The sequence below is a fragment of the Devosia subaequoris genome (assembly GCF_014197055.1).
GTDB classification, from domain to species: domain Bacteria; phylum Pseudomonadota; class Alphaproteobacteria; order Rhizobiales; family Devosiaceae; genus Devosia; species Devosia subaequoris.
In genome coordinates this window covers 289339-307109 of record NZ_JACIEW010000002.1, presented here as the reverse complement: position 1 = coordinate 307109, position 17771 = coordinate 289339, and the positions used below count along the sequence as shown (strand labels likewise).

At 61.6% G+C, this 17771-nt stretch carries 13 protein-coding genes and 1 riboswitch; of the genes, 10 read left to right on the top strand and 3 right to left on the bottom strand.

Going from position 1 to position 17771, the window contains the following annotated elements; all coding sequences use genetic code 11:
- Position 1: 1 nt before the first annotated feature.
- The 7 genes from ftsA to GGR20_RS06060 all read left to right on the top strand — a co-directional run bounded on the left by ftsA (position 2) and on the right by GGR20_RS06060 (position 11306).
- The gene (gene ftsA / locus GGR20_RS06095; RefSeq protein WP_420827429.1) at positions 2 to 1300 is read left to right on the top strand and encodes a cell division protein FtsA; all 1299 of its coding nucleotides are present in this window, start codon (positions 2 to 4) and stop codon (positions 1298 to 1300) included.
- A gap of 534 nt (positions 1301 to 1834) precedes the next feature.
- Positions 1835 to 1915, bottom strand: a riboswitch (ZMP/ZTP riboswitch).
- Between the two features lie 200 nt (positions 1916 to 2115).
- Positions 2116 to 3780, top strand: coding sequence for a cell division protein FtsZ (gene ftsZ / locus GGR20_RS06085; protein ID WP_183310351.1), 1665 nt, complete (start codon positions 2116 to 2118; stop codon positions 3778 to 3780).
- 109 nt (positions 3781 to 3889) lie between these two features.
- Positions 3890 to 4846: a UDP-3-O-acyl-N-acetylglucosamine deacetylase gene (gene lpxC, locus GGR20_RS06080; protein WP_183310350.1), complete on the top strand. Its 957-nt coding sequence runs from the start codon at positions 3890 to 3892 to the stop codon at positions 4844 to 4846.
- A 97-nt stretch (positions 4847 to 4943) separates the two neighbouring features.
- Positions 4944 to 5789, top strand: coding sequence for an outer membrane protein assembly factor BamD (locus GGR20_RS06075; protein WP_183310349.1), 846 nt, complete (start codon positions 4944 to 4946; stop codon positions 5787 to 5789).
- Between the two features lie 166 nt (positions 5790 to 5955).
- Entirely contained in the window at positions 5956 to 7626 is a 1671-nt protein-coding gene (gene recN / locus GGR20_RS06070) for a DNA repair protein RecN (RefSeq protein ID WP_183310348.1), read from the top strand.
- A gap of 313 nt (positions 7627 to 7939) precedes the next feature.
- Entirely contained in the window at positions 7940 to 10036 is a 2097-nt protein-coding gene (ligA, locus tag GGR20_RS06065; RefSeq protein WP_420827432.1) for an NAD-dependent DNA ligase LigA, read from the top strand.
- 19 nt (positions 10037 to 10055) lie between these two features.
- A complete protein-coding gene (locus GGR20_RS06060) occupies positions 10056 to 11306 on the top strand; it encodes a hypothetical protein (protein WP_183310346.1) in 1251 nt (416 codons plus the stop codon).
- Positions 11307 to 11315: 9 nt separating this feature from the next.
- On the opposite strand, the gene GGR20_RS06055 is transcribed toward GGR20_RS06060, so the two are convergent.
- Positions 11316 to 13139 (bottom strand): aminopeptidase P family protein, encoded by a 1824-nt coding sequence (locus tag GGR20_RS06055; RefSeq protein ID WP_183310345.1) that lies wholly within the window; start codon positions 13137 to 13139, stop codon positions 11316 to 11318.
- Positions 13140 to 13260: 121 nt separating this feature from the next.
- Here GGR20_RS06055 and GGR20_RS18950 point away from each other — a divergent pair, with 121 nt between their 5' ends.
- The gene (locus tag GGR20_RS18950) at positions 13261 to 13392 is read left to right on the top strand and encodes a hypothetical protein (RefSeq protein WP_276511895.1); all 132 of its coding nucleotides are present in this window, start codon (positions 13261 to 13263) and stop codon (positions 13390 to 13392) included.
- Between the two features lie 119 nt (positions 13393 to 13511).
- The gene (locus GGR20_RS18945) at positions 13512 to 13643 is read left to right on the top strand and encodes a hypothetical protein (RefSeq protein ID WP_276511894.1); all 132 of its coding nucleotides are present in this window, start codon (positions 13512 to 13514) and stop codon (positions 13641 to 13643) included.
- 177 nt (positions 13644 to 13820) lie between these two features.
- On the opposite strand, the gene GGR20_RS06050 is transcribed toward GGR20_RS18945, so the two are convergent.
- Complete coding sequence (locus tag GGR20_RS06050; RefSeq protein WP_183310344.1) at positions 13821 to 14690, bottom strand: 50S ribosomal protein L11 methyltransferase; 870 nt, start codon at positions 14688 to 14690, stop codon at positions 13821 to 13823.
- 121 nt (positions 14691 to 14811) lie between these two features.
- Between GGR20_RS06050 and GGR20_RS06045 the strand changes: the two genes are divergently transcribed.
- Positions 14812 to 15102: a putative quinol monooxygenase gene (locus GGR20_RS06045; RefSeq protein WP_183310343.1), complete on the top strand. Its 291-nt coding sequence runs from the start codon at positions 14812 to 14814 to the stop codon at positions 15100 to 15102.
- 126 nt (positions 15103 to 15228) lie between these two features.
- On the opposite strand, the gene GGR20_RS06040 is transcribed toward GGR20_RS06045, so the two are convergent.
- Complete coding sequence (locus tag GGR20_RS06040; RefSeq protein ID WP_183310342.1) at positions 15229 to 17580, bottom strand: ATP-dependent helicase; 2352 nt, start codon at positions 17578 to 17580, stop codon at positions 15229 to 15231.
- Between the last annotated feature and the right edge of the window lie 191 nt (positions 17581 to 17771).

Below are 17771 nucleotides of genomic sequence, written 5' to 3'. Positions count from 1 at the left end.
GATGACATCCCGGCTGCGGCCGGTTCAGCCGGGCAGGGCTACGCTGGTGGCGGTGCTCGATATTGGTTCGACCAAGATCTGCTGCGTGATTGCCAGGCTGGTGCCTCGGGCCGAAGGCAAGGCGCTCAAGGGCCGCACGCATCAGGCTGAGGTCGTCGGCTTCGGCTATGGTCCGGCGGCCGGGGTCAAGAGTGGGGTCGTCACCGATATCGACAAGGCCGAACAGGCCATCCGCAATGTCGTTGGCATGGCGGAACGCGCCGCGGGCCTGACGCTGGAAAGCGTGCTGGTAAATGTGACGGCCGGGCGGCTGGGCTCGGAGACCTTCTCTGCGGCCGTGTCGCTGGATGGGCAGGAGGTCGAAAAGAGCGATATTTTCCGCGTGCTCAAGGCGGTCAATTCGCGTTCGGTGCGGCCAGAGCGCTCAATTGTTCATGCGTTGCCGATCGGTTACGCCTTGGATGGACAGAAGGGCATTCGCGACCCCAAGGGAATGGTCGGGGAAAAGCTGGGCGTGGATGTTGCGGTGGTGAGCGCGGAAACGTTGGCCATGCGCAATCTCGAGCTGGTGCTGCATCGCTGCCATTTGCAGATCGAGGCGCTGGTGGCGACGCCATATGCGTCCGGGTTGGCCACGCTGGTCGACGATGAAGCGCAGCTCGGCGTGGCTTGCGTCGATTTTGGCGGTGCGACGACAACGGTGTCGGTCTTCAATGACGGGCATATGGTCTATGCAGATGCTATCGCCATTGGCGGGCATCATCTGACGCTCGATATTGCGCGGCAGCTTTCTGTCAGCGTGGCCGATGCTGAGCGCCTCAAGACGTTCCATGGCTCGGTGTTGCCGGGGCAGGCGGACGAACGCGAGATGATCTCGATCCAGCCGGTCGGGGCCAGCCATGACGAAGCGCCGGGGCAGATTCCGCGCGCCGTCCTGACCCGCATCATGCGGCCGCGCATCGAAGAAATCCTGACGGCCATTCGTGACCGCATGCAGGCGACCGGCATGATGGATGTGTGTGGTCGCCGCTTTGTGCTGACCGGGGGCGCCAGCGAAATGACCGGTCTGCCCGAAGTGGCGCGGCGCATTCTGGCGCGGAACGTGCGTAATGGCCGGCCGATGGGCATTTCCGGCCTGCCGGACATTGCCAAGGGCGCGGCTTTTGCCACCATGGCCGGCATGCTGGTGTATCCGCAGGTCTGCGCCCAGGAATATGTCGAGCCGCGGAGCGTACGCAAGCTGACGGGCACGGATGGGTATATTGCCCGGGTGGGCAACTGGCTGCGAACGAGTTTCTAGGGTGCTGGCAAGTAGTCCCGGTGTGCGCATAGCGATGGGACTCCTGCGCCCAGTCGCCCTTGCCTATGAACTGTGCCCAAACACCACCTGGCCGCCACACGCTTTCCATAATCGACGCTGCAAGTGGAGCGTCCGGGCCGTCAATATTGTCACGGTACAGAAAGGCCGTGACGCGCGCATTGTAGATACAGTGAATGTGTAGCACCGCGTGTTCTGCATCTGACATAGCGGTCTGGAACCGCTGGAAATCGGCTTCTGTCGGCGCCGAGAAATCGACAGGGATGTAAGTGTAGTCAATGTCCAGCGCCGCGAGCGCTCCCCGCTCGTCCGGCAAGGCGTTCTCGTGGCTATGCAGACCCAAATTGATCACATGCGTCCCGCCAAGCTCACTGAGCTTTGCGAGTTGGGTCATTGTCGGCTGGCCGGAGGTCGTCAGTCGAGCGTTGAACCTGCGCCAGTTGAGAATTCCTGCAGGATCTCCGCTGGCGGCAAACGCCAATTTCTCGTGAGCTACGGCCTATTCCTTCACCTGGTGGAAAATGCCCAGGCGCACGACAACGGTCCCCGTGCTCCCCAGTGGTCCTCCACCTGCAAGCGCCAGTCACACGGACAAGGCAGTGTTTTCCGGAGGCGGGCGCAGGTCAAGCTGAAGCTGCAATCCGTCTTTCGCGAGTGTCGTGGTTAACGCGCTATCAACGCGTAACCACAGCGTGTCGCAAATTGCGCGAAAGTTAACCGGACCGACTCACTTGTTAGGGCGGAGTTAACGAATGGATGGGTAAATCTTAACCAACCACGCCACTATGGGGCCACCAATGACCATCAATCTGACTATCCCGGATATCCAGGAACTGAAGCCCCGCATCACCGTATTCGGTGCGGGCGGTGCCGGCGGCAACGCCGTCAATAACATGATCGAGTCCGGTCTGGACGGCGTCGATTTTGTCGTCGCCAACACCGACGCGCAGGCGCTGGCCCTGAGCAAGGCGCAGCGCATCATCCAGCTGGGCGTCGGCGTGACCGAAGGCCTGGGCGCCGGTTCGCACCCCGAGGTGGGCCGTGCGGCCGCCGAAGAGAGCTGGGATGAAATCAACGATCACCTCTCCGGCTCGCACATGGTGTTCATCACCGCCGGCATGGGTGGCGGCACCGGTACCGGCGCGGCGCCGGTGATTGCGCGTGCGGCGCGTGAGCAGGGCATTCTGACGGTTGGCGTGGTCACCAAGCCGTTCAATTTCGAAGGCAATCGTCGTGCCCGCCTGGCGGAAGACGGCATTGATGAATTGCATCGCCATGTTGATACGCTGATCGTCATTCCGAACCAGAACCTGTTCCGGGTGGCCAATGAAAAGACCACCTTCGCCGACGCCTTCGCGATGGCCGACCAGGTGCTGTTCTCGGGCGTGGCCTGCATCACCGATCTGATGGTCAAGGAAGGCCTGATCAACCTCGACTTCGCCGACGTGCGCGCCGTGATGCGCGGCATGGGCAAGGCGATGATGGGTACCGGCGAGGCGTCGGGCGAAGATCGTGCCCGCCATGCTGCCGAAGCTGCCATTGCCAATCCGCTGCTCGACGATGTTTCGATGCAGGGCGCAAGAGGCCTCCTGATCTCGATCACCGGTGGTCCGGACCTCACCCTTTATGAGGTCGATGAAGCGGCCAGCCGCATTCGCGAGGAAGTGGACACAGACGCCAATATCATTCTGGGCGCCACTTACGATCCGAACCTGAATGGCACGATCCGCGTGTCGGTTGTTGCGACCGGTACCGATGCGACCATGGTGCAGGCGATGGAACCGGCCAAGCCGCATGCCTCGCGCACCCCGCTTTCGGTCAAGCGCCACGTGCCGGCCGAGCATTCGGTTGTGCCGCAGGCGGCCCAGCCGGTCGTCGCCGAGGTCGAGGCCGAGGAGATCGGTCACCAGGTGGAAGCCGCCGTTGCCGAAGCCTTTGCTGCACATCAGCCTCAGCAGGCGCATGCCGACGAAGACGACGGCATCGTGGTCGAGCCCTATACGCCTGAAGCCGAAAGCCTGACCGAGACCGACGAGGCGCCGGCCATGCAGGAGCAGCCGATTCCGAGCGTCTATGTGCCATCTCATGCCGCCCGTCCCGATGGGCAGCGTCGCATGCCGCGCACCGAGGAGCTTCCAGCTGTTGCGCGCCGGTCACAGGAAGTGCAGGATCGTCATGACGCCGAGCCGCGCAATGCGCGCGCCTTGTTCAAGCGCCTGGCCTCCAATGTGGGCCTCAATCTGGGTCAGCAGCAGACCGAAGGTCACGTCGAGCCGAAGGCTCCGGTTGCCGACGATGCAGCGGCCCGCAGCGCCATTGAGGCCGGTGTGGCAAGGACTTCCCGCGTCGCCCCCGCCAGTGAGGGTGCGCGCGGCCAGTTGGACAATCAGGGGCGGACCCCGGCGGCGCCAGCTGCCAAGGAGCATCTGGAAATTCCAGCCTTCCTACGCAAGCACGGGTGATCCATTTGCGGTCATCGATCAAAAGCTCACTCGGTGCGGGTTCCGCACCGAGTTTTTTTTGGCTAACAGTCTCAACTGAGCGTGAACGTCGGGCGGAGCACATCCAGGCATGAACAAACTTTCCCAGCGCCAGCGCACGCTAGCCGGCGAGATCAGCTTTGCCGGTTATGGCGTGCACAGTGCGCAGCCGGTCACGCTGACCATGGGGCCAGGGGCTCCCGACAGCGGCTATACGATCCGCCGCGAAACTGGGGATGGCCAATTCACCAAGCCAGTGCCGGTTCATCATTCGCGCGTGACGCGGACCACTTTGTGCACCACTCTGGATCTGGGCGACAGCGTCAGCGTGGCGACTGTCGAGCATGTGGTTTCCGCGCTCTCGGGCATGGGCGTCGATAACGCGCTGATCACGCTGGATGCGCCGGAATGCCCGATCATGGATGGGTCGGCCCATCCCTTTGCCGAGGCCATTCTGGCGATCGGTCTCGAAATTCAACCGGCGCAGAAGAAATTTCTCAAGATCGTGCGTGCGGTGACGGTGCGCAATAATGACGCCTTTGCGGCGCTTGAGCCCTATAATGGGCGCGCGCTGGACCTGGAGATTGACTTCGATTCCAAGGTGATCGGGCGCCAGCGAATGATCTTCGACTGGACGCCGCGCCGCTATTTCGAGGATGTGGCGCAGGCGCGCACCTTCGGATTCGTGCGCGACGCCAAGATCCTGCGCCAGGCCGGCTATGCGCTGGGGTCAAGCCTGGATAATTCGATTACCGTGCATGAAGATCGCGTCCTCAATCCGGGCGGGCTGCGCTTCGAGGACGAGTTCGTCCGCCACAAGCTGCTCGATGCCATTGGCGACCTGTCGCTGGGTGGGCTGGCGATCTGGGGCAAGTTCCGCTCCTACAAGGGTGGGCACGCGCTCAACGCGCATGTGCTGGCCTCGCTCTTTTCCAGCGACGCCAACTATGAAATAGTCAATGCAGAAGACCTGCCGCTGGAATTCGAAAGTTTCGAAGACCAGCCAGAGGGTCTCGAAGTCCATCACTACTTGCGGTCCGTGCGCTGAGGGGGCCCCCGGGTCCAAGCAGCCGCGCCACAGTTTTGATCCATTTGCCGACTAGGCCCGCAGTCCTGCTGCGGAATGATTTTGAACGGGGCCGTCCGTGAAGTTTGACGTTTTGAGCCAGTTTTCCAGCCGGGCTGTCCGGTTCGCTGCCATGGGCCTGATGGCCGTGGTTTTGACCGCTTGCTCGGGGATGAACCTGTTCGGGCCGCCCAAGATCAAGGAAGAGCCGATTGTCCCGGCCCAGGCGCTCTACCAGGGCGCGCTGGACGATATGGATCGGCAATATTACCAGACCGCCATTACCAAGCTCGAAAAGCTGGAGCGCCAGCATCCGCGCGATCCGCTGACCGAAAAAGGCAAGCTGATGCAGGTCTATGCGAATTATCGCATCGGTCGATTCGATGAGGCGATCCTGGCCTCGGACCGCTATCTGGCCCTTTATCCGTCCAGCTCGGAAGTGCCCTATGTGCTTTGGCTCAAGGGAACCGCCTATTACGCGCAGATCAAGGACATCACTCGTGACCAGCAATTGTCGCGCGATGCGATCGACACCTATAATCTGCTGATCAGCAACTACCCCAATTCCGAGCACGCCGTGGATGCGCGCGAGAAGCTGCTGGTGGCCTATGACCAGCTTGCCGGCAAGGAAATGTCGGTGGGGCGCTACTATCAGGGCAATGGACAATATGCCGCCGCCATCAACCGCTTCCGTGAAGTGGTGGAACGCTGGCAGACTTCGACCCATATCGAAGAAGCTCTCTATCGACTGACCGAGACCTATCTGCTGCTGGGGCTGACCACCGAAGCGAAGTCCGCAGCTGCTGTCCTGGGCCATAATTATCCGTCCAGCGACTGGTACAAGCGGGCGTTCGAGCTCTTGGGCAAGCAGGGCCTCGCGCCGCAGCTCAATTCGGGGAGTTGGCTCGCCGGCGTGCGGGCCTAACCTGCTCAAAGATCGATGTTGCTATTTTGTTCCGGGGCGCTATCATGCGTCCCGGTTTCGTTTGTTGCTGCGTCTTAGCTGTGGATGAGCGCCGGGGAGGTGCGGGTTCGCGGGGCGGAAGTGGTAGAAGCGAAGCATTGGTGGTGCAGCCACGGGAAGTTCGCGCATGCTCAACGCGCTGTCAGTCCGAAATATCGTTCTGATCGATCAACTCGATCTGGCCCTGGATGCCGGCATGACCGTGCTGACCGGTGAAACCGGTGCCGGCAAATCGATCCTGCTCGATGCGCTGACCCTGGCTTTGGGAGGGCGGGGTGATGCCTCGCTGGTGCGGCAGGGGCAGGAAAGCGGGCAGGTTGTGGCGGTGGTCGAGCTGGCGGCCGATCATCCGGCGCGGGCCCTGTTGCGCGATAATGCCATTCCCGACGATGAGGATGTGATCCTGCGGCGCGTGCAATTTGCCGATGGGCGGACGCGCGCCTTTATCAATGACCAGCCCGTCTCGGCCTCGCTGCTGCAAAAGGTCGGCAGCCAGGTGGTAGAAATTCACGGCCAGCATGATGACCGGGCGCTGGTGGATGTGGCGACACATCGGGCCGCACTCGATGCTTTTGGCGAGTTGAGTGCCGAGGCCGATGCGGTGCGCGATTGCTGGGCCGCATTGGTCGAGGCACAGCAGGCGGTGACCGAGCAGCGGGCGCTGGTCGCCGAAGCAGTGGCAGCAGAAGATTATGCCCGCCACACCGTGGAAGAGTTGAGCAAGCTCAATCCGGTCGCTGGTGAGGAAGAGGAACTGGCCGAACGCCGGCAGCAGTTGCAGCAGGCCGAAAAGGCCGCCTCCGACGTGGTCGAGATCGACGAAATTCTCAATGGCCCGAACGCACCGTCGCCCGCTTTGGCGTCGCTGATGCGGCGGCTGATGCGCAAGATCGATGGTGGTGCAGAGCTGTTCCAGCCTATTGTGGATGCGCTCGATGCGTCGTTGACCACCCTGGATCGCACTGGCGACGCGCTGGAAGACCTCAAGCGCGAAATGGCGTTCGATCCGGCCGAGCTGGAAGATGTCGAGGAACGTCTGTTCGCCCTGCGGGCGGCTGCGCGCAAGCATCAGACCGATTGTGACGGGTTGGCCGATGTGCTTGCCAAATATGCCGGCGATCTTGAAACACTGCAGAGTGGCGAAACAAGGCTCAAAGCGCTGGAGGCCGAGGAAGCGGCGGCGCGGGCGCGTTATCGTGAGGCGGCGGACATTCTGAGCGCCGGACGGCAAAACGCGGCTAGTGCGCTGAGCAAGGCCGTGGAGGCGGAATTGCCGGATCTGAAGCTGGGCGCGGCGCGGTTCATTGTCGACCATCAGGCCGACGGAAAGCGGGTGTCGGCGGCCGGCTATGATCAGATCGCGTTTCACGTGCAGACCAATCCCGGCACAGCGGCTGGTCCGCTGCTCAAAGTGGCCTCGGGCGGCGAGTTGAGCCGGTTCTTGCTGGCGCTCAAGGTGGTGCTGGCCGATCGTGGCTCGGCGCCGGTACTGATTTTCGACGAAATCGACACCGGTGTCGGCGGGGCCGTGGCCGATGCCATTGGGCGGCGGCTGTCGCGACTGGCCAAGAAGGTCCAAGTGCTTACGGTGACCCATGCGCCGCAGGTGGCGGCCGGGGCCAACCGGCATCTGCTGATCGAAAAGCAGATGGTGGAAGAGGGAGCCTTTGTGCGAACCCATGTCCGTCCACTCGACAAGGCCGCGCGACAAGAAGAGGTGGCGCGCATGTTGGCTGGCGCGGAAATCACCAAGGAAGCGCGCGCTGCAGCCAAGAAATTGCTGGCGGCAGTGGGATAGCCTCTGCTGTGCCTTGGAGGTATCTATGAGTGACAGTCTATGGCTTTTTGAACCAGAAGGCGTCTCAGTACATCGCGTTGATGATCGGAACCGCGATACGTCTATTCGAAAGCTATCGTTGGTTGCTAACAACCTAGTGCGGCATCGGTCTGCTCAGCTACTGGCTAGTGCATTTTCTAAACTACCCAACAGCCTGATTTCTAGTCTCTGCTCAACTTTCTCGGGTGTCCTAGAGGGCGAAGATGTCCAAGACACGGTAGATAAGATTCAGAAGAATGTGCGTTCCGGTGCGTTTTCCAGTTCTTACGAGAGTATCAAGTCAATCATTCGAAGCTCTGATCTCGCATACGACCGTGGGGGAGGGGCGCTAAGTGATGCAGAATTTGATGCCCTCAAAGACATCCTCCTTGCGCTCTACGATATATCGCCCGCTAGCGCTAAAGACGAGTATACTGAAGTCGGCGCGGCGCCGGCGGAAGGCTTTGCCAAGGTGCGCCATGGCGTGCCGATGCTCAGCCTCGCCAATGCGTTTTCGGACGAGGATGTCACTGAGTTCGTGGCGCGGGCCAAGAAGTTTTTCATGGCCGATATCCTGCGCGATTCCGATTTCGTGCTGGCCTTTACCGCCGAACCCAAGATTGACGGCCTGTCGGCCTCGCTGCGCTATGAAAATGGCGTGTTTGTGCGCGGGGCGACGCGTGGCGACGGCACCGAGGGTGAGGACATCACCGAGAATTTGAAGACCATCGGGGATATTCCGCACCGGCTCAAGGGATCGGGCTGGCCGGCGGCGATCGAAGTTCGCGGCGAGGTCTATATGACCCATGCCGAGTTCCAGCGCCTGAAAGCCCATTCGGCCAAGTTCGGCGGACAGGATTACGTCAATCCGCGCAATACGGCGGCCGGGTCGCTGCGCCAGAAGGACCCCAAAATCACGGCCAGTCGCAATCTGAATTTCTTCGCTTATGCCTGGGGCATTGCCGAGGATGCGGACGGCGTTTCGACGCCGCCGGCAGCGACGCAGACCGAGGTGGTGCAGAAGTTCAAGCAATGGGGCTTTGCCACCAATCCGCTGATGCTGCGCACGCAGAGTGCCGACGATCTGATCGCGCATTACCGTAAGATAGAAGAGCAGCGCGCGACACTGGGCTACGACATTGATGGGGTGGTCTACAAGCTCGACCGGCTCGATCTGCAGCAGCGCTGGGGCTTTGTCGCTCGGGCGCCGCGCTGGGCCATTGCGCACAAGTTTCCGGCCGAGCAGGCGACGACTGTTCTGACGGGCATCGACATTCAGGTGGGGCGCACCGGGGCGCTGACGCCGGTGGCGCGGCTGAAACCAGTGACGGTGGGTGGCGTGGTGGTGGAGAACGCCACGCTGCACAATGAGGACTACATCAAGGGCATCGGTAATAATGGCGAGCCGATCCGCAACGGTATCGACCTGCGGGTGGGCGATACGGTGACCGTGCAGCGGGCGGGCGACGTCATTCCGCAGATTGTCGATGTGTTGCTGGACAAGCGACCGGAAGGGGCCGAGCCGTTCCAATTTCCGCATATCTGCCCGGCCTGCGGCTCGGAAGCAGTGCGCGAGTTGAACGAGAAGACCGGCAAGCTGGACTCGGTCCGCCGCTGCACGGGCGAATTGATTTGCCCCGCGCAGGTCGTTGAAAATCTGAAGCATTTTGTATCGAGGAATGCTTTGGACATCGATGGGCTGGGCGACAAGCAGGTGGCCCAGTTTTATGCGGAAGGCCGCATTGCCCGACCCGCCGACATCTTCACGCTCAGGACGCGCGACGAGCGAGCGATGAAAAAGCTCAAGGATGCCGACGGGTTCGGTCCGGTGTCCGTCAAGAAACTGTTTGACGCGATTGATGCGCGGCGCGAGCCGGAGCTGGACCGGTTCATCTTCGCGCTGGGCATTCGTCATGTCGGCGAGACGACAGCGGCGCTGCTGGCCAAAGAGTTCGGGACGGTGGAGCGGTTTCGGGAAACGGCCATCGCGGCCGCGCAGCATGAGGACGGACATTCTGTGTTTCCCGAAATTGGCGGGATTGGCGAAACCGTTCGCTCGTCTGTGATGGCGTTTTTCGCCAATGAACGAAATGTGCAGGCGCTGGACGATCTGCTGGATGAGGTGCGACCTCAGCCCTATGTCGTCACGATTTCGGCCGATAGTGTGGTGGCGGGCAAGACGGTGGTGTTCACCGGATCGCTGGAAAAGATGACGCGGACTGAGGCAAAGGCGATGGCCGAGCGTCTGGGTGCCAAGGTGGCCGGTTCGGTGTCAGGCGCGACCGATATTCTGATAGCGGGGCCAGGCGCCGGTTCGAAACTGAAAAAGGCCGAGGAGCTGGGCGTAGAAGTCATCAGCGAGGACGAGTGGTTCGAGCGGGTGGGGCAGTGAGCTGAAAGGGCAGGGCGCGATGCGACTGATCGGGGTGGCGCTAAGTGCCATGATGCTGCCGGGCATCGCGATTGCCAGTGAGGCCGGCGATCGACTTGCCGAAGTGCTTTATGCCGGAGAGGCGGCCGGCCAACGCCCCTATTTTGAAGAACAATGCGCGGTGCCGCACACCGATGCCTGTTTTGGGCTAGGACTGATCCACCTGATTGGCGCCGTTGAAGGGCTGTCGCAGGGTTTTTATCGTCATGGGGCGGTGACGCCGCGATTGCCGGCCGCCGCCATGATGTTGGGACTTGATGCGGATTTGTCGTCCGGCCCGCCGAATGCCAGTCCCGAAGCCCTGGATTATGCTGGGCTGCGGCAAATTCTGAGTGACTTCGTCACTGGGCTGGACCGGGCGCAGGCCAGTTTTGAGAAGGCGGGTGCCGAGGGTGATTATGTGATCACCCTCGATCCATTACGCGTGCGTCTCGATATCAATGGCGATGGCGACGTAGGCGAGCGCGAAACACTGGCGATGCTGTTCGGCGAGCAATTGGCGCTGCCGCAGGGCAGGAGCAAGGGCGACAAGATGGTCGCGCCTGATCTCAGCATCGGGTTTGACCGGGCCGACGCGATCTGGCTGGCCGGCTATAGCCAGATCAGTGCCATCCCTTTCGACATGCTGCTGGCGCATGATTTTTCGCGTCTGTTTGAGGCGGTGGGACACAGGCTGTTTCCCGAGGCCGGCCTGCCGATGCAGGATTATTCACGCGGCGGCACGCTGATGATGGATCCGGAGACCGATACATTTCTGGCCGATTTGATCGCCGGGTTGCACACCAGCAATTTTCCGATTGTCGACAAGGACCGCTTTGCGGGCGTGCAGGCGCGGATGCAGGCGGTGACGGCGCTGTCGCGGCAGAATTGGGCCGCCATTCTGCAGGAGACAGACGACAATCGCGAACTGGTGCCATCGCCGCGCCAGACCTCGCTGGTACCGGGCCAGCCGGTAACCGAGGAAATTGTCGAGGCATGGATGGCGACGCTGGACCGGCTCGATGAGATACTCGCGGGCGAGTTGCTTCTGCCGCATTGGCGGTTTCGCCGGGGCTTTGACCTCAACGCCTATTTCGCGACGGCGACCGAAACCGATATCGTGATGCTGCTGGCCGGGCAGGGAGCGTTGCCCTTTCTCAAAGAGGGGCCAATAGCCGATGCCGAAAGCTTTGCCGAGGGCAACCGGGTTTTTGGCGAAAACTGGCCCAATTTTGCGATCTGGTTCAACTAGCGGCAGCGGCTAGATTGCCGCCGTCGCGTGTTGCAGCCAATCCTTCACCGCGCCGCTGACGAGTGGGCCAATCTCGCTCCAGACGCGGGAATGGTATGCATTGAGCCAATCGCGTTCGGCGGCGGTCAGCAGGTCCAGATCGATCAGGCGGGTATCGATTGGCGCCAGGGTGATCGTCTCGAACTCAAGGAAGCCCGGATGGTCGGCCGCCTCGTGGACGGTGACCAGATTTTCGATGCGAATGCCATATTCGCCGGCCTTGTAGTAACCCGGCTCGTTGGAGAGGATATTGCCAGTCTCGAGGGGGGTGGTAGTGCGCGGCGAGATGCCAATCGGACCTTCATGCACGCCCAGAAAGGCACCGACGCCATGGCCGGTTCCGTGATTATAGGTAACGCCGTCTTGCCAGAGAAACTGGCGTGCCAGAATGTCGAGCTGGGCGCCGGTCGTGCCGGCGGGAAACCGCGCCGTTGAAATGGCGATCATGCCTTTGAGCACGCGGGTATAGCGGTCTTTCTGTTCGGCTGTGGCCGAACCGGTGGAGAGGGTTCGGGTGATGTCGGTGGTGCCGGACAGATACTGTGCGCCGGAATCGACCAGCATGATCTCACCGGGGTTGAGCTTGCGGTCGGTCTTGGTGGTGACACGGTAGTGGACGATGGCGCCGTTGGGCCCGGCGCCGGAGATGGTGTCGAAGCTGGCGTCGATGCAGCTTTCTTCCTCCCGGCGGAAGCTCTCGAGCGCGGTGACGATACCGATCTCGGTCAACTCGCCCTTGGGCGCTTCGGCGTCAAACCAGCTCAGGAACTTGGCCAAGGCGGCACCGTCGAGCTTGTGCGCTTCGCGCATGCCCGCCAGTTCAGCCTCGTTCTTGCGCGATTTGGGTCCCAGAACGGGATCGCGTTTCTCGATGAGTTTTGCGCCGGTTTGGCGCAAGGTCTCGGCAATGGCGGCTGGGGCCGTTTGCGGATCGATGAGCACTGATTTGCCAGACTTGCCCAGCGCTGCAAGCGCGTCGGTCAGGGTCGCGGCCTCCGCGACAGTCGCGATATCCGCCAATGCTGCACTCAGCTCCGGGGTAATTTTGGCCGCGTCCAGAAAGAGTGTGGGCAGACCGGTGGCTGGGACAATTGCAAAACCGAGGACGAAGGGGGTGTTGGGAACATCGCGCCCGCGCATGTTGAACAGCCAGCAGATGGATTCGGGCAGGGTGAGCACGACAGCCTCGGCCATGTCATTGGCGAGGGTTTCGCGCACGGCCTCAATCTTGTCGGCGGCCGACTGGCCGGCCCGATTGTGGCCGAGAAACTCGATGACGCTGACCGGCGGAGCCGGGCGGTCGGCCCAGATCGCATCGACCAGATTGGCGTGTGGCACGGCTTCGGCATGGCCGGAGAGCTTTTCGTTCAGATCGCGGATTTCGCCCGGCGTGTGCAGCCAGGGGTCATAGGCCAGCTTGCCGCCCTTTGGCACGTAGAGGCGAATTTCGGGGCTGACGCCGCCCTGGCCGACCTCGTGCACGGTGACAATATCGGTGTCGGTCTGGGAAGGCGCTTGCAGGGTGTAGCGGCTGTCCACGAACAAGCCTGCCTTGTCCCTGCCGATCACCGCCATGCCGGCCGAGCCAGTGAAGCCGGTGACGTAAGCCAGGCGCGCTTCGCTGGCAGGGACCGACTCGCCGCGATGAGCGTCGGCTCGGGGGATAAGGAAGGCATCGATACCCACTTTTTGCATAGCTGCCCTCAACGCAGCGATGCGTGGAGCTACGTCTGAGGGGTCTGCTTTTTCCTCAAAGCTTTGAAATATAGCGGGTTTGATCTGGTATTCGGTCATTTTTGGTCCTAGCCGCTGGAAGGCATGCGATGCATTTCCGGCATGGCTGTCTTGTTATCTTGTCTCTGGTTTCGCGCCGGGGGAAGCTTATCTTGTGTGCAAGAGAACAGGAGCACATAGAATGAGCAAGCAGAACAATCTCTTCCAACGCGCCTTCAACGCCATTGTGGATGGCCGCACTCGTCAGGCCGAGCGTTTCGTCGCCCGTTTCGAGCGCGAACATGATCTGGGCCGCAAGGTAAACGACCGTTAAGCGGGCCTTGCAAATTCGGCATGGCTGACTTGCCGGCAGGGCCCTTCCCGGGGCGGTGCGAACAGCCTAGATAAGCAGCGTCGGATGGCAAGAGACCTTCCGCCGCATGGAGATGAAAGATGACTGAGAGTAAGACTGGTTTCCGCAACGCATTGGGTGGTCTTATCGACGCTCGTGGTCGCGAAGCTACTCGCCAGGTCAGCTACCGCATGCAGCACCAGTTGATCGGCGCGGTTACCAAGCGCCCCTGAGGCCGCTGCTTAAAACAAGCTGACGATCAATGCCGATCCCCGAAGCCTGCTTCGGGGATTTTGTTTTGTTCGGACTGTTCCGAAAGAGGTAGTGGCGCCGCGCTTGAGTGGCCCGGGCTGCGCGCTCTTGGAATTGCTCCCGCCATCTGCGGGAGGCTGGGTGGAGGCGCGCCTTAGCTAATTCTTCTCCAACACCAGCGTGGTCCATTCCTTGCGCTTGAGGTGGTCCTTGAGTGTAAAGCCAGCTGTCTCGTAGGCGGCGATCACACCATCGGCCTGGGTGTTGAGGATGCCTGAAAGGATAGCGGTGCCGCCCGGTTGGGTGATGGTGCCGACGCCAGGGGCAAGCTCGGTCAATGGACCGGCCAGAATATTGGCGACCACCAGATCATAGGGCGCCCGGGCGGTGATCTCTTCGTGATCGAGCCCGGTGGCCTCGATGGCATCGATCTGCTCGCCAACACCGTTTTCGATCGCGTTGTCGATGGTGGTGGTCACCGCGATGGGGTCGATATCGGTGGCGAGGATGACCGCCTCGAGCCGCTTGGCCAGCGCAATGGCGAGGACGCCGGTGCCGGTGCCAATATCGATCATGCGGGTGGGCGTACGCTCGGTCAGCCGGGTCTCGATGGCCTCAAGGCACCCGGTGGTGGTTTCGTGATGACCGGTGCCAAACGCTTGGGCGGCGTCGATCTTCATCGGCGTCAGGCCTTCGGGCACGGGCGCAGTTTCGTGGCTGCCATAGACGTAGAAGCCGCCGGCAATGACCGGTGCCAGACCTTCAAGCGATTTGGCAACCCAGTTGATTTCCGGATCGATCGGGGCGACCGAGAAGGCCACATCGCCGCCCAGGACATGGCGGGCCAGTTCAGAAAAGGCGGCGACGTCAGGTGGGCTGTCGCAGGTGGCTTCGAACACCCATTCGCCAGTTTCCTCATTTTCGTGCGCCGAAGCGGTCAGTGCCAGGTCGTCGCGTTCGGAGACGGCATCGACCAGGGCATAGGCCTGCTCCTTGGTCAGGGAGACGGAAAGCTGGTCGACGGACATGGGATGGCCTTGCGCTGATAGAGTGGCTTTCCTTGCGTCAGGGGCGGGGGCGAAGTCAAGGACGGGGCTTGACGCACTGGTTCATTATGTTCATTATTTGTTCTGAATTGAGGGACGCGATATGTATGGATTGATCGGACGCATGCTGGTCGTGGACGGCCGGCGCGAGGAACTGCTAGCGGTTTTGCTGGAGGGGAGCGCACCCATGCCGGGGTGCCGCTCCTACGTGATCGCACGCGATCCGGGCAGCGATAATGGCATCTGGATCAATGAGGTGTGGGACAGCCGCGAACAGCATCAAGCCTCGCTGCACCTGCCGCATGTTCAGGCGACCATCGCCAGGGCCCGGTCAATGATCGCTGGCTTCGATCAGCGATTTGAAACTGAGCCGCTGGGCGGGATCGGGATTTAGGCGTTTCAGAGCAGATCGGCGACTTGTACCGGTCGCAGGGATCTCGCCTCGACAGGGGCATTTTCGGGCAAAGAGCGCCTTTGATGCATCCCTCCGGCAGCGGATGAGGTTTCAATCCCGGGCCCGTTATCCCTTCTTGATAAAACTCTCCAGCACCTTCTTGGTGCCGGCTTTTTCGAAGTCGATGGTGAGCTTGTTGCCCTCGATCTGGATGACTTCGCCATAGCCGAATTTGAGGTGAAAGACGCGTTCGCCGAGGGCGTAGCCGCTGGACTGGTTGCCGAGGTCCACCGAGCGGGCGACGAGGTCGCCTTCGATGGTGAGGGGACCTGAACCCCTGCGGTTGGCCTGGTTGGCGCGGGCGCGCTGCCAGCCGGGGGTTTCATAGACGCTTTCGAACGGGTCGGCCTTGTTGAAGCGGCTCGATGCGCCGCCGCCATAACCATAGCCGCCATAGGCCGAGCCGCGATCGGTGACTTCCACCACATCGGGCGGCAATTCGTCGATGAAGCGGGAGGGGATGGCGGATTGCCAGAGCCCGTGGATGCGCCGATTCTGCGCGGCGGAGATGCGCACGCGTTTGCGGCCGCGGGTGATGCCGACATAGCCGAGGCGGCGCTCTTCTTCGAGACCGGCGCGGCCTGACTCGTCCATGGAGCGCTGGCTGGGGAAGGTGCCGTCTTCCCAGCCGGGCAAGAACACCGTGTCGAATTCCAGCCCTTTGGCCGAGTGCAGGGTCATGATGGTGACGGCATCGCCGGAATCGGCGCTGTCGCGGTCCATGACGAGGGAGATGTGTTCCAGGAAACCGCCGAGGGACTCGAAGTCCTCCATGGAGCGGCTGAGCTCCTTGAGGTTTTCCTTGCGGCCCTGGCTCTCGACCGACTTGTCGGCGGTCAGCATGTCCATATAGCCGCTCTCTTCGAGGATGTGCTCAACGAGTTGATAGGGCGGCAGACTGTCGGCCCGATAGGCCCAGTCATCGAACTGGGCGACGAGGGCGCGAAGGGTGCTGCGCTGCTTGGGCTTGAGATCTTCGGTTTGGACCATCAGGCGGACCGCTTGCAGCAGCGGTATGCGCTGGTGGCGGGCGGTTTCCATCAGCATCTTCACGGTGGCGTCGCCGAGCCCGCGCTTGGGCACGTTGATGATGCGTTCGAAGGCCAGATCGTCTGAAGGCTGCGCCACGAGCCGGAGATAGGCCAGGGCGTCGCGGATTTCCTTGCGCTCATAAAAGCGCGGGCCGCCGACGACGCGATAGTTGAGGCCCAGGGTGATGAAGCGCTCTTCGAACTCGCGCATCTGGTAGGAGGCGCGGACCAGGATGGCCATGGAGTTCAGCGCATCGCCCTGGCGCTGATATTGCTCGATTTCCTCGCCGATGGTGCGGGCTTCTTCTTCGCTGTCGTAAACCTGGGTGAAGGAGATCGCCTCGCCACCCTCGGCAATGTCGGTGAACAGCGTCTTGCCCAGACGGCCTTCGTTGTAGGCGATCAGGGTCGAGGCGGCTTTGAGGATATTGGCGGTGGAGCGGTAATTGCGCTCAAGCTTGATGACCTTGGCGCCGGGGAAATCGGTCTCGAAGCGCAGGATGTTGTCCACCTCGGCACCGCGCCAGCCATAGATGGACTGGTCGTCGTCGCCCACCACGCAGATATTGGCTTCGGGTGCCGGCTTGCCCTGGGCGAGCAGGCGCAGCCAGAGATATTGGGCGGTGTTGCTGTCCTGATATTCGTCGACCAGCATATATTTGAAGCGGCGATGATATTCGGCGAGGACTTCGGGGTTCTCGCGGAACAGGCGGATGCATTCGAGCAGCAGGTCGCCGAAGTCGGCGGCATTGACAGTCTTCAGGCGCGCCTGATAGTCGTAATAGAGCTTGCCGCCCTTGCCGTTGGCGAAAAATCCGCTATCGGCCGGTGGCACATCCTTGGGCAGGAGACCGCGGTTTTTCCATGCGTCGAGCATGCCGGCGAACTGGCGGGCGGGCCAGCGCTTCTCGTCGATGTTTTCAGCCGCGAGCAATTGCTTGATCAGGCGGATCTGGTCGTCGGTGTCAAGGATTGTGAAATTCGGATTAAGGTCGACTAGCTCGGCATGACGCCTAAGAATCTTTGCGGAAATGGAATGAAATGTCCCCATCCACTGAAGCTCCGGCAACGGCGTAACGAAGGTATTGACTCGTTCCTTCATCTCGCGCGCAGCTTTATTCGTGAACGTCACAGCGAGAATTTCAGAGGGCCATGCCCTGCCTTGGAGAAGGATATGCGCTATCCGAGTAATGAGTACGCGTGTTTTGCCGGTGCCCGCACCAGCCAGAACGAGCAGGGGCCCATCAGTGAGTAGGACAGCTTCGCGCTGTTCTGGATTAAGTCCCGCCATGTAATCGACAGCGGCGCGAAACTTAGGCTGCCGGCTCTTGAGCTGGCTGGTGATCGGGCCGCCCTGGGGGCGGGGCAGGGGTGCGGTGTCGGCCATGCGTACTCTGTTCCAAGGTCCGCGCGATCCAGGGCAGGTGCGCGGCCGAGCCTTGACGAATCTCATTTTGTTCTACTGGCCAATATAGGGATGGCGGCCGGTCCTGTATAGAAGTCCGGGGCGTCACAGGAACGTCATGCCAGCGTCATTGATCTGTTTCCCTGCGTCCCTAAGCCGGGCCCGCATCATTC

Excerpts from the sequence above, each read along its gene's own strand:
- GGR20_RS18945 (WP_276511894.1), top strand. The coding sequence starts at position 13,512 with ATGACTGAGAGTAAGACTGGTTTCCGCAACGCATTGGGTGGTCTTATC.
- recN (WP_183310348.1), top strand. The coding sequence starts at position 5,956 with ATGCTCAACGCGCTGTCAGTCCGAAATATCGTTCTGATCGATCAACTC.
- GGR20_RS06045 (WP_183310343.1), top strand. The coding sequence starts at position 14,812 with ATGTATGGATTGATCGGACGCATGCTGGTCGTGGACGGCCGGCGCGAG.
- GGR20_RS18950 (WP_276511895.1), top strand. The coding sequence starts at position 13,261 with ATGAGCAAGCAGAACAATCTCTTCCAACGCGCCTTCAACGCCATTGTG.
- ftsZ (WP_183310351.1), top strand. The coding sequence starts at position 2,116 with ATGACCATCAATCTGACTATCCCGGATATCCAGGAACTGAAGCCCCGC.
- GGR20_RS06050 (WP_183310344.1), bottom strand. The coding sequence starts at position 14,690 with ATGTCCGTCGACCAGCTTTCCGTCTCCCTGACCAAGGAGCAGGCCTAT.
- GGR20_RS06055 (WP_183310345.1), bottom strand. The coding sequence starts at position 13,139 with ATGACCGAATACCAGATCAAACCCGCTATATTTCAAAGCTTTGAGGAA.
- GGR20_RS06040 (WP_183310342.1), bottom strand. The coding sequence starts at position 17,580 with ATGGCCGACACCGCACCCCTGCCCCGCCCCCAGGGCGGCCCGATCACC.
- ftsA (WP_420827429.1), top strand. The coding sequence starts at position 2 with ATGACATCCCGGCTGCGGCCGGTTCAGCCGGGCAGGGCTACGCTGGTG.
- lpxC (WP_183310350.1), top strand. The coding sequence starts at position 3,890 with ATGAACAAACTTTCCCAGCGCCAGCGCACGCTAGCCGGCGAGATCAGC.
- GGR20_RS06060 (WP_183310346.1), top strand. The coding sequence starts at position 10,056 with ATGCGACTGATCGGGGTGGCGCTAAGTGCCATGATGCTGCCGGGCATC.